13 protein-coding genes are annotated in these 11628 nt (G+C 62.0%); 3 read left to right on the top strand and 10 right to left on the bottom strand.

Annotation, left to right across the window (positions count from 1 at the left end):
- Positions 1 to 78 precede the first annotated feature (78 nt).
- Together JF545_RS05200 and JF545_RS05195 are read left to right on the top strand one after the other, a co-directional pair.
- Positions 79 to 807: a glutamine amidotransferase-related protein gene (locus tag JF545_RS05200; protein WP_206939945.1), complete on the top strand. Its 729-nt coding sequence runs from the start codon at positions 79 to 81 to the stop codon at positions 805 to 807.
- A gap of 309 nt (positions 808 to 1116) precedes the next feature.
- The gene (locus tag JF545_RS05195) at positions 1117 to 1749 is read left to right on the top strand and encodes a YdcF family protein (protein WP_206939943.1); all 633 of its coding nucleotides are present in this window, start codon (positions 1117 to 1119) and stop codon (positions 1747 to 1749) included.
- A 77-nt stretch (positions 1750 to 1826) separates the two neighbouring features.
- Here JF545_RS05195 and JF545_RS05190 read toward each other — a convergent pair whose 3' ends face one another.
- From JF545_RS05190 to JF545_RS05180, 3 genes are all read right to left on the bottom strand, one after another.
- Positions 1827 to 2207, bottom strand: coding sequence for a type II toxin-antitoxin system VapC family toxin (locus JF545_RS05190; protein ID WP_242520697.1), 381 nt, complete (start codon positions 2205 to 2207; stop codon positions 1827 to 1829).
- Positions 2207 to 2437: a type II toxin-antitoxin system VapB family antitoxin gene (vapB, locus tag JF545_RS05185; RefSeq protein ID WP_206939942.1), complete on the bottom strand. Its 231-nt coding sequence runs from the start codon at positions 2435 to 2437 to the stop codon at positions 2207 to 2209. Before vapB ends, JF545_RS05190 begins: the two co-directional genes overlap by 1 nt.
- 95 nt (positions 2438 to 2532) lie before the next feature.
- Positions 2533 to 4929, bottom strand: a complete 2397-nt coding sequence (locus JF545_RS05180; RefSeq protein WP_242520696.1) for a heavy metal translocating P-type ATPase — start codon at positions 4927 to 4929, stop codon at positions 2533 to 2535.
- A 200-nt stretch (positions 4930 to 5129) separates the two neighbouring features.
- Here JF545_RS05180 and cadR point away from each other — a divergent pair, with 200 nt between their 5' ends.
- On the top strand, positions 5130 to 5585 hold the full coding sequence (gene cadR, locus JF545_RS05175; protein ID WP_206939940.1) for a Cd(II)/Pb(II)-responsive transcriptional regulator: 456 nt from the start codon (positions 5130 to 5132) through the stop codon (positions 5583 to 5585).
- Positions 5586 to 5694: 109 nt separating this feature from the next.
- Here cadR and msrA read toward each other — a convergent pair whose 3' ends face one another.
- The 7 genes from msrA to JF545_RS05140 form a co-directional block, all read right to left on the bottom strand.
- Positions 5695 to 6204 carry a peptide-methionine (S)-S-oxide reductase MsrA gene (gene msrA / locus JF545_RS05170; protein WP_206939938.1) on the bottom strand — a complete coding sequence of 170 codons (510 nt, stop codon included), beginning with the start codon at positions 6202 to 6204 and terminating at the stop codon, positions 5695 to 5697.
- A 2-nt stretch (positions 6205 to 6206) separates the two neighbouring features.
- A complete protein-coding gene (msrB, locus tag JF545_RS05165) occupies positions 6207 to 6653 on the bottom strand; it encodes a peptide-methionine (R)-S-oxide reductase MsrB (protein WP_206939936.1) in 447 nt (148 codons plus the stop codon).
- A 143-nt stretch (positions 6654 to 6796) separates the two neighbouring features.
- Entirely contained in the window at positions 6797 to 7954 is a 1158-nt protein-coding gene (iadA, locus tag JF545_RS05160) for a beta-aspartyl-peptidase (protein WP_206939934.1), read from the bottom strand.
- Between the two features lie 110 nt (positions 7955 to 8064).
- Positions 8065 to 8832: a transporter substrate-binding domain-containing protein gene (locus JF545_RS05155; protein ID WP_431606258.1), complete on the bottom strand. Its 768-nt coding sequence runs from the start codon at positions 8830 to 8832 to the stop codon at positions 8065 to 8067.
- Between the two features lie 391 nt (positions 8833 to 9223).
- A complete protein-coding gene (locus JF545_RS05150; RefSeq protein ID WP_374107035.1) occupies positions 9224 to 9991 on the bottom strand; it encodes a transporter substrate-binding domain-containing protein in 768 nt (255 codons plus the stop codon).
- Positions 9992 to 10187: 196 nt separating this feature from the next.
- Positions 10188 to 10919 (bottom strand): ABC transporter permease, encoded by a 732-nt coding sequence (locus JF545_RS05145; RefSeq protein ID WP_206939931.1) that lies wholly within the window; start codon positions 10917 to 10919, stop codon positions 10188 to 10190.
- Positions 10919 to 11623, bottom strand: coding sequence for an ABC transporter permease (locus tag JF545_RS05140; RefSeq protein ID WP_206939930.1), 705 nt, complete (start codon positions 11621 to 11623; stop codon positions 10919 to 10921). Before JF545_RS05140 ends, JF545_RS05145 begins: the two co-directional genes overlap by 1 nt.
- Positions 11624 to 11628: the final 5 nt, after the last annotated feature.

Genomic DNA, 11628 nt, shown 5'->3' with positions numbered 1-11628 from the left:
GCCCGATGACACAGCCCTGGCGGCTCTCTGGCAAGGTGGCCGGCCAGCGTCAAGGGAGTACTGGTGATGGAGAACATCATGCGAATCGGTCTACTGCAGTGCGATGACGTGGCACCTGAACTGATCGCCGCCCATGGCAACTATCCCGCCATGTTCGAGGCGTTGCTGGCGCCGGCGGCATACGATCTTGGCGTGACGCTAGAGTGGCAGGTCTATCGCTGCCTGGATGGCGAGATTCCAACGGATATCGAAGCGGTGGACGCCTGGCTGACCACCGGTTCCAAGTTTGGGGTCAACGACGGCCATGACTGGATCGATCGTCTCGAGGGATTCGTACGCGATCTCTATCGTGCCGAGAAGCCGCTGGTGGGCATCTGCTTTGGCCACCAGTTGATCGTCAAGGCGCTAGGCGGCGAGGTCATCAAGAGCCCCAAGGGGTGGGGGGTTGGCCTGTCCAACAATCGGGTAGTCGAACGCGAACCCTGGATGACGCCATGGCAGGAAGCGCTTGACCTGCTGGTCAGTCACCAGGACCAGGTGGAGGTGCTGCCCGATGGCGCCTGTACGCTTGGGGGGAGTGGCTTCTGTCCCCACTACCTGATCCGGGTGGGCCGCTGCTTCCTCGGGGTTCAGGGGCACCCGGAATTTCGCCCGGACTACTCCCGTGACTTGATGAACCTGCGCCAGGGCCTGGTGGGAGACGCCCGGGTGCGCCAGGGACAGGCATCATTGTCCGGGCGCATCGACGACGCCGTGATGGCCGAGTGGATACTGCGCTTTATGCGCGAGGCGATCGCGGTCAGGTAGGAGGGCAGAGCAAGGCGAAGCGATGCGCTAGCGGGGTATAGGTACAGCGGGGTAGAGATAGACTCGCGGCACCAGGGCTTGTCTGAAAAGTGCCTGCGCTCGGTAATACGGCGTTAAAAATCGGATCAGGCGGCTCGCTTCCACCCTGTAGACTGCGTTTCCTCACCGATTTTTGCCTTGGCTAGCCATCACTTGCCGATTTTTCGGACTTCTTTGGACAAAGCCTAGCGGGACGTGACTGAATGCGAAGTGAGGGTGCGAATCGATCAACGTCTACGATACTGTTGGGGGCCGCCGATGACGCCGGTAATGCGCGATGCTCAGACGCTCTGGGCGTTTCTTCAAGGCCAGCCGGCTTGTCTGGTGCCTTCGGATATCATCATTGTCTGTGGTTCCTATGATCTGCGCGTGTGCGATCATGCCAGTGCATTGATGAGAGCGGGTACCGCTCCTCGTATGTTGATAACCGGGGCTACTGGCAACTGGACACGTCATTTGTGGGAGCGAAGCGAGGCCGATGTGTTCCTTGATCGAGCACGCTCGCTGGGGGTTGACGCAGGGCAGATCACGCTGGAAAGACGTGCAACCAATTTCGCGGAGAATATCCGCTTTTCCCGTGATCTCCTCCCCGGGGTGCGTCGTGCAACGTTTGTGACCAAGCGGAATTCTGTTTTACGCGTGAAGCATACCCTCGCTGTGCAGTGGCCAGAGTTGACAGCTGCCATCGATGCCCCTGCTACGGCCTTTCCCGATGACGTATCCAACCAGATCGGGGTGCTTGGGCTGATCGATGAGATGGTGGGTGACCTTCATCGGATGCTGCACTATCCCAAACTCGGATATCAGTCACCGGTCTCCATTCCTGGCGATGTACTGTGCGCCTGGCGCATGCTTGTCGAGTCGGGGTTCGATCGTCATCTTCTCGATGCCCCGCTCGCCTAGGGAAACGCTGCTCAATTGCTGCACTCGACCCCGGATCACGTCGGGTGTTGATGACACCAATCCTGATACACAAGGCCTTAGACGCGGCCAAATTCTCGAACGTTATTGGTCACCAAAATGGCGCCGGATGCTATGGCGTGCCCTGCGATCCCCGTATCGTTATACTCGATGGGGGTGCCCGCGCTCCTTAGAGTGCTCATGATTGTCAGCGCAGCGTCTACCGCGAGTTGATCCCACGGCAAGATGTCATCGAGTCGTTTGACGAACTCGTCCACCAAGGTCTTGTGTTTGGCCAACGCCTTTTTGCCGACCTGGTCGTAGCGCATTTCAGCGTAGGTGATGGCCGATACGACGTTCCGGTTTCCCGATTCGGCCTCTTCGCTCAAACGCTGGATAACCCTCACCGGATGTTCTCGCATAATGAACAAGCAAGTGCAGGTTTCGAGCATATAGGTCATCACAAGGGGAACCTGTTCTCGTTGTTCACGACGGAGGGGCGCTCCTGCAGGAAGTCGTCGTCTGCCTTGGGTAAATCCTTGAATGACTCCCAGGACGGGCGAGCAGGACGAAGGGTAATCACATCGCCGTCTCGGGTGATTTCCAGCTCTCTTATGCCTTCATAGGCCATGTCAGCGGGCAGTTGAACGGTCTGGCTCTTGCCATTCTTGAAAATCGACACGGTTCGCATGTCGCGCTCCTCCTTAGGCTTCGCTCTCCGCATAGCGTAGTTGCGTCGATAGGCAGATGTAGAGCATATGCCTGACTCCCTCGATCCCACCGCGCTTATGACTCGGTCCGATACGTCAGAATCCTCAGCCCATTGCCTACCACCAGAAGGCTCGATCCCAGGTCGGCGAAGACGGCCATCCACAGGGTGGCGTTGCCGGTCAGGGCGAGGGCCAGAAACACGGCCTTGATCCCCAGCGCCAGCGCAATGTTCTGCACCAGCAGTCGCCGAGTGGTGCGGGCCAGGTCGATCAGCCTCGGCAGGCTGGCCGGGTCATCGTTCATCAACGCGATATCGGCGGTCTCGATGGCCACGTCGCTGCCCGCCGCGCCCATGGCGATGCCGACATCGGCTCGGGCCAGCGCCGGTGCATCGTTGATGCCATCGCCGACCATGCCGGTGGTGCCGCGCTTGGCCAGGGCATCGAGGTGCTCGAGCTTGTCTTCCGGCAGCAACTCGCCGAAGGCCTCGTCGATGCCGGCTTCCAGGGCGATGGCATCGACCCGAGACTGAGTATCGCCGCTGAGCACGCTGACCTTGACGCCTTGACGGTGCAGGCGCTTGATCGCCGCCTTGCTGCTTGGACGCAGGGCATCCCGTACCTTGAAGCTACCCAGCACGTTCGCGTCGCGGCCAAGCCAGACGACGCCAGCAGCATCATCCGTTGGTCCATGACTCAGCAGTACCGTGTCGTCGACGCCCATGTCGCGGGCCAGACGGCCATTGCCGAGCCATAACCGAGCAGCCATATCGGTGTCGCTTGTCGCCTCCCTGGCCACTAGACCACGACCACTGCGCTCCTCGACCTGCTCGAGAGAGACATCGGGCTGCGCGCCCAACCCCACCACCAGAGCGCGGGACACCGGATGGTTGGAGCGCTCGGCCAGGGCCACGGCCAGGCGGTGGCAGTCCTTGTCGGACGTGTTGCCGATGGCACAGGCGCTGACCAGGTGTGGCTTGCCCTCGGTCAGGGTACCGGTCTTGTCCATGGCCAGGTGGGTCAGGCGGGTGGCCTGCTCCAGAAAGGCGCCTCCCTTGATCAGAATTCCCTGGCGAGCGGCGGCGCCGAGCCCGCTGACCACGGTGACCGGGGTCGAGATGACCAGGGCGCAGGGGCAGGCAATGACCAGCAGGACCAGGGCACGATAGACGCCGTCGAGCCACGGACCGAGGCCCAGCAAAGGCCAGCCGACAGCTACGACCAGCGCCAGGACAAAGACCACCGGCGTATAGACGGCGGCGAAGCGATCGATGGTGCGCTGAGTTGGCGCACGCCGTGACTGGGCGTCCTCTACGGCGTGAATGATGCGGGCCAGGGTGGTGTCACTGGCGTCGCGTGTCACGCGATAGTCGAGATCGCCGGATAGATTGATCGAGCCTGCGTAAACGGTGTCGCCTGGACCGCGTTCGCGAGGCAGGCTTTCGCCCGTGATAGGGGCTTCATCCAGGCTCGCTTCACCGCGCACGATCTCACCATCCAGCGCCAGGCGTTCACCGGCGAACACCCTGACCAAAGTCCCAGGCCTGACCTCTTCTGCCTTGATCTCGCGCCAACGATTTGCCTCGGCTGCGCTCTCGTCGCGCACTCTTGCCATGGGCGGCGCCAGGTCAAGCAAGCCTGAGATGGCCCGGCGGGCGCGCTCCAGCGAGCGCGCTTCCAGATGTTCCGCCAGGGTGAACAGCACAATCACCATGGCCGCCTCGGACCAGTGCCCAATCAGCATCGCGCCGGTGACGGCAACGCTCATCAGGGCATTGATGTTGAGGGTGCCCTGGCGTAGCGCCAGCAAGCCTTTCTTCCAGGTGGGCAGCCCCACCATGGCGATGGCGATAATGGCCAGCAGCGCCGCCAACCAGGGCACGCCCAGGCCAAGCCAGCCGGTGACCTCTGCCCCCAGAGCCAGTGCGCCGGCGACGGCCAGGCGAGCCCAGGGCAGAGAAGCGCTATCGCGGGGGGGCTCCTGCTTGGCCTGGTCAAGGAAGCGAGCCGTCATTCCCGCCTCCTGAATACGCGACGCGACCGCCCGGCGGTCCACATTTCGGTGATGGATGGTGAGCCGATGCTGCATGGTGTCAAAGGTCAGCTGCTCGACGCCTGGCAGGCTGTTCAGTGCCTTGCGCAGGACGCGCTCTTCAGTCGGACAGCACATTTCGTCAACGATCACGTCCAGGCGCTGAGTGCCTTCCGGCGTAGCCGCAGAGGTACTGTCGGTCGGTGCATTCTTGGTCGACGCGCTCTGGGTCGACGCACTCTGGGTCGACGCACTCTGGGTCGACGCACTCTGGGTCGACGCACTCTGGGTCGACGCACTCTTGCTCGACGCAGGCTCGGTCGACGCACAGTGCGCACTCGACGTTCTGCTCGGGTCGTTGCCGCAGGGCGCTTTCGTGTGCCCGACACTGCAGCAGGATGAGGGGTCGTCTGACGGTGTCTGGCGCTCAAGATCAGCCATGCCTGGAACTCCAAAGAGGATTCTGGTATCCAAGTTGACACCCTGTAGTGACTACAGAGTCAAGCATCCAAGTGAGCCACGAGATCACCTGCCGCGAGAAGACGTCCAGCATGGGCGGCGAAGGCATGGCGCAAGCTTCGGTGACATGCCAAGAGCGTCGGTGACATGCCAAGAACGTCGAGAGAATGGGGAGGCCGTAGATGAAGATAGGAGAACTGGCCCGTCGTAGTGGGGTGAAGGTAGAAACGCTGCGCTACTACGAGCGCGAAGGGTTGCTGCCCGAGCCCGAGCGCAGTGACGGCAACTATCGCGTGTATCGTGATGCCCACGCCGAGCGGCTGGATTTCATTCGCCACTGCCGCGCGCTGGACATGACCCTGGACGAAATCCGCGCGCTGCTGGTCTGCCAGGATCACCCGGAGCATCCCTGTGAAGATGCCGATGCGCTGATCGAGGCACACCTGGGCCATGTGGAGCAGAGAATTGCCCAGCTGTCCCGATTGAAGGCGGAGCTCGAGGGGCTCAGGCAGCGCTGCGCGGGGCATGGCACGGCGGGAGAGTGCGGCATTCTCAACGAACTGGCGCAGCCGGTAGGGGACGTGAGTCGTGGAGGAGACGCCGGGGTTCATGTGGGCGGTGCGCATCCCCGGCGTTGAACCCCGTGAGAAACGACGACACCGCCCAGAAGGGCGGTGTCGCAGTTCGCATACCAACGGCAGGATATCGCGTGCTTAGCGCGCGATTGCCGCCTGCCTGGAGGCAACCTCAGGCCTCTTCCGTGCGCTTGGGCAGGACCCAATCCGGGCGCGGGAAGTGGCAGGTATAGCCGTTGGGAAGACGTTCCAGGTAATCCTGGTGCTCCGGCTCGGCTTCCCAGAAGTCGCCTACAGGCTCCACTTCGGTCACCACCTTGCCCGGCCACAGTCCCGAGGCGTCGACATCGGCAATGGTGTTCAGCGCCTCTGCCTTCTGGTCCTCGTCCACGTAGTAGATGGCGGACCGGTAGGACATGCCACGATCGTTACCCTGACGGTTGACCGTCGTCGGATCATGAATCTGGAAGAAGTACTCCAGCAGTCGACGATAGCTGATCACCGCCGGGTCAAACATGATCTCGATGCCCTCGGCATGGGTGCCATGGTGGCGATAGGTGGCGTTTTCCACGTCGCCACCGGTGTAGCCGACACGTGTACTTTCGACGCCTGGCAGCTTGCGGATCAGATCCTGCATGCCCCAGAAGCAACCTCCTGCCAGAACTGCGCGTTGTAGTGCCATGTTCAGATCTCCTCCACTTGATCCAGGTACTCGCCGTAGCCTTCGGCTTCCATGTCATCGCGGTGGATGAACCTGAGCGACGCCGAGTTGATGCAATAACGCATGCCACCCTTGTCTCTAGGGCCGTCTGGAAAGACATGACCCAGGTGGCTGTCGCCATGGCTGGAGCGCACCTCGGTACGGATCATGCCATGGGACGAGTCCACCAGTTCATTGACGTAGGCAGGCGCAATGGGCTTGGTGAAACTTGGCCATCCGCAGCCGGACTCATACTTGTCCGACGACGCGAACAGGGGTTCGCCGGAGACAATGTCCACGTAGATGCCCGGTTCATGATGATGCAGATACTCGCCGGTGCCAGGACGCTCGGTACCGCTCTCCTGAGTGACCCGGTACTGTTCACGATTGAGACGGGCAATGGCCTCGGGTGACTTGTCGTAGGTTTTCATAGGCTCTCCTCGTGGATGGGGGAGACACGGGCTTGGCACATCGATTTGTCAGCCATCGCACGCTCACTCAACGGTCGTTGCGCTGGCCGCCCAAGCTCGTGGGACAGCCTTCAGTCTGTGATCCGCCAATAATCCTTACACGACTAACGATCTGTGTCACGTCGATGCACGCATCGTCCCAGCGCCCAGACCTCGTCAATTGCCCAGGCGTCGTCAGCAAGGACCAGCAGGTCCGCATCCTGCCCCACCGCGAGGCGTCCCTTGCGAGCAAGGCCCAAGGCGTCCGCACTGTGGCTGCTGGCGAAGCCTAGTGCGTTCTCCAGCGCGATGTCGTGGTCGTTGACACATTCGCCCACGACCTCGAACAGGCTGTCGAGGCGTCCCGCCTTGAGGCCAATGAAGCGGCCATGGTCATCGAAGCGCGGCAGAGAAGCGTTGGCGTCTGACGAGAGCGTCACGCGCGAGGGCTCGACACGCGCCTTGAGCGCCCGCGCGACCGCTTCCGAGGCGGGGACTTCGCCCTCGGCGAGCAGCTCCGGGGTGGTACTGGTCGTGAGGTCGATGCGGCCGCCGTCACGGGCGAAACGCAGCCCGTCTTCGAACAGGGTCGCGGTGCGGTTGATATGGGTGGGCATGAACTGAGCGATAGGCAGCGCCGTGGTGCGTGCCACCTCGCGCAGGATCTCGAGTCCCCCTGCGGCGTCGCCGGTGTGGATGAACACAATGCCGGACTTGCCCGCCAGCATGCCCGCAGTGCGGCTATCCGATGCCAGCCGGGCCAGCTCCTGAACGGACGGTTGGGAACCGCGGTGGTCGCTGATGGCGACCTCTCCCACACCGATGTATTCAGGAATATACAGAATGTCCTGAGCGACGGAGCCGGTCAGGGTGACCGGGGGCAGCTGGTAGGACCCGGTATAGGCGTAGCAACTCAGTCCCCCGGCGGCGAGCTCGCGCACCTTGCCGAGCAGGTTGGCCGGGGTGCGGGTCAGGGCGTCGGTCCCCAGGGCGCCGATCAGGGTGGTGACGCCGGAGCTCACGGCGTCCTCGAGACGCAGCTCCGGGGTGCGGGTGCCAAAGCCGCCCTCGCCGCCGCCGCCGGTCATATGGACTAGCGGATCCACCAGGCCAGGAATCACTCGCCGCCCCTCCAGGTCCTGGACCGTGAGACCGGGCAAGTGAATGTCCGGGCTATCCTGCGGGTCGAGTATGGCGGCGATGCGTTGGTCGGCGATCAGCAGATGCTTGAGGCCAAGCGGAGCTGGGGCATACAGCCGCGCATTCTTGAGAAGGGTCAGCATGGCGGTTCCTGCGGGTCGGTCGAGGCTGGGATGTGGCTGGCGCAACGCCAGCCAGCGTTCGGCACTCCAGGCCGGGCGGCGTTCACCGCCCGGATCTGGTAGGGGCATGGCTACAGTTTAATGTCGTAGCTGAAGTACTCGCTCATGATCTCGTCGTAGGTCCCATTGGCCTTGAGCTCTGCCAGCGCTTGATTGAAGCGCTCGGCGAGGTCGCGATCACGCTTGCGGAAGGCAACGCCGACGCCTTGTCCGAAGTAGTTGTCGGGCTCCTTGATGAAGTCGCTGATGCGCACGAAGTCGCTTGCCTCGGTATCGATCTCGATCATCGCCTCGGCGATGGGGTAGTCCATGAAGGTCAGGTCAAGACGGCCGGCACGCAGGTCGGCGACCACATCGTCGGCGCTGGCATAGCGGCGTACCTCGAGCACATCGCCGTACAGGTCGGTCACATAGCGATCCTGCAGGGTAGCGCGCTGGACGCCAGCCGTGAGCCCTTCAAGGCTTGCCTTGTCGGAGATGTCGATCTCCCGGCCGCGCGGCGTGATCCAGGCGCTCGGCGTGGTGTAGTAGGGCTCGGAGAACAGTACCTGGCGGCTGCGTTCCTCGGTGATCGCCATGGACGACATGATGGCGTCGAACTTGCGCGCCATCAGCGCCGGAATCATGCCGTCCCAGGGTTGCTCCACCCAGGTGCACTGGATCTCCAGGTGCGCGCAGACGGCATTGCCCAGGTCCACTTCAAAGCCAGTCAGAGTGCCATCTGCGGTCTTGTACTCGAACGGTTCGTAGGGCACGTCAACGGCCAGGCGCAGGGGGTCGTCGGCCAGGACGGGAGGGGTGGCAAGCATCAGAGCTGCCAGGGTGGAGGCAAACGGCATGGGAGAGCGTGGCATGGGGAAATCCTCAAATAACGGAAAAGTGTTGTGTGGTCGAGACACAAGCTCACCGCCCACAATAATAAGGCGGAAAGACACCGGGGGGATGTCGTACGGGAGATAGCCAGGCGCCGATGACGCCAGCGATTATTCGTCGAACCACTCGCTCAGGGCGAAGCCATCCAGCCAGGGCGACTGGGGCAGGCATAGGGGACGAGACAGGGGCATCGCGCCGTGGAGGAGCAAGGGTGAAGGCACGTCAGGTCAGCTCAGGTCCAGATCGGTGGTGGTTGACGCCGACCCCAGGGGGTCGACGTCATGCAGTGCCAGGGTGAGGTGACTCAGCAACGCACTGTGTATCCAGTAAAGTACGATTTATTCAGCAAAGTACGATTTATTCAGCAAAGTACTTAGCATGGATCTCGTCATAGGTGCCATTGCCCTTGAGGGTGGCCAGGGCGTCATTGAAGGCCTTGGCCAGGTCTTCGTCGCGCTGGCGGAAGGCAATGCCGAAGCCGTCACCGAAGTATTCCTTCGGTTCGGTGATCTGCTCGCCGACCACCTTGTAGTCACCGGCATCGCTGTCCAGCAGCGTGGACTTGCCCACCGGATAGTCGAGGAAGCCGATATCCACGCGACCAGAGTCCATGTCCAGGACCAGGTCGTCGGCGGTAGCGTAGCGGCTGACATCAGCGACATCGCCGTACAGGTCGGTGACGTAGTTGTCCTGCAGGGTGCCGCGCTGCACACCGATGGTCATGCCCTCGAGGGCCTCGGCATCGGGATTGCCCATCTCCAGGTCGGCAGGGGCAAACCAGGCTGACGGCGGAGTGAAGTAGGGGTCAGAGAACAGCACCTGCTCGCGGCGCTCGTCGTTGATCGTCATGGACGACATGATGGCGTCGTATTTGCGTGCCATCAGGCCAGGAATGATGCCGTCCCAACCCTGCACCACCCACTCGCACTGGATACCGACCTCGGCACACAGGGCATTGCCCAGGTCGATGTCAAAGCCGGTCAGCTCGCCGTCAGGGGTGCGGTACTCCATGGGCTCGTAGGGAACGTCGACGCCGATGCGAATATCACGAACCTCAGCCTGGGCGGTGGAGGCAAGAACCGCCGTGCCGATGAGACTCGCGGTAAAAAGGTTGCGCAGTGTCATGTGGAGTGACCCTTATTGTTGATGAGAGATGGTTGATAGGAGGGTAATGGCAGGCGTCTCGTGGACGCATGATGCCACCTTAGCGAATCACGCCCCCGTCAGGAAGGAAAAAAAGGGGGCAGTGAAACGGTAGTTCCCAACGCTCGTTTGACGATCCTCAAGGGACGCCGGAGGGACTGGCCTCCGGCGTTGGTCTCTAGCCTGAAGCCGGCTTAAGGTGCGCCAGCAAGCGCTTCTCGAGATAGCGGAACAGATAGAGGATAGCGAAGGTCAGGCACAGGTAGATGGCCGCGACGAACAGGAAGGCATCGAAGGGCGCATAGAAACGTGCGTAGACGAAGCGAGCGGCGCCGGTCAGGTCCATGATGGTCACCACGCTGGCAATGGCGCTGGCGTGGAGCATGAAGATGACCTCGTTGCCGTAGGCCGGTAGCGCCCGACGAAAGGCGCTGGGCAGCACGATGCGACGCATCATCAGGGAGTAGCGCATGCCGTAGGCCCTGGCCGCTTCGATCTCTCCACGGGGAGTTGCCTTGATGGCGCCATGGAAGATCTCGGTGGTGTAGGCCGCCGTATTGAGGGAGAACGCCACCAGCGCCGGGAAGAACGGCTTCTCCAGCAGCACCCAGAGCCAGGTGTCCTGGATGCCCTCGACGAAGACGACGCCATAGTAGATAAGATACAGCTGCACCAGCAGCGGCGTGCCGCGGAAGACGTAGGTGTAGAAGAAGATGGGCATCTTGATCCACCGGCGCTTGGAACCGCGGCCAATGGACAGGGGGACCGCAGCAACCAGGCCAACGATCAGCGACAGGAAGACCAGTTGGACCGTTGTTGTCAGTCCTTCACCGTAGTAGGAGAGGGTGTCCAGGGTGAAGATGCTGTTGTCGGCCAGCATTGCCTCCAGTGAGGCGAGCACAGATTCCATCAGTCATGGCCTCCAAAACCGACGTCATAGCGCTTTTGCAGCTTGGCGAAGAACCACTCCGAGACGCTGGCGATCAGCAGGTAGATGATCGCGACGATAATCATGAACAGGAAGGGTTCCCGGGTGGCCTTGGACGCTTCGGCGGCCACCCGAACCATGTCCGACAGGCCGATCACCGAGACCAGTGCGGTGGTCTTGAGCAATACCATCCAGTTGTTGGAAAGGCCGGGCAGGGCGTGGCGCATCATCTGGGGAAAGCGGATGCGCCTGAACACCAGCGCATGGCTCATGCCGTAGGCGCGTCCGGCCTCGATCTGGCCGCTGTCGACGGCCAGAAAGGCGCCGCGGAAGGTTTCTCCCATATAGGCGCCGAAGATCAGACCGATGGTCAGGACGCCTGCCACGAACTCGTTGACGTTGATGAAGATATCGATGTCGAAGCGGTCATACAGCCAGTCGGTGACCATATTGATGCCAATCTGGCCGCCAAAGAACAGCAGCATCATCAGCACCAGGTCGGGGACACCGCGGATGATGGTGGTATAGAGGGTTCCCAGACGATGGGCGACCCAGTTGCGTGACATCTTGGCGCTGGCGGTAATCAGTCCCAGCACAATGGCCAGGATCAATGACAGTACTGCCAGCTCGATGGTGACCAGCGCTCCCTCGAGAAGGCGCGGCCCGTAACCGTGAAGGTCAATCATGGGTC

The sequence above is a fragment of the Halomonas litopenaei genome, from assembly GCF_017303055.1.
Classification (GTDB): Bacteria; Pseudomonadota; Gammaproteobacteria; order Pseudomonadales; family Halomonadaceae; genus Halomonas; species Halomonas litopenaei_A.
This window is presented reverse-complemented; position numbering and strand designations above follow the sequence as displayed.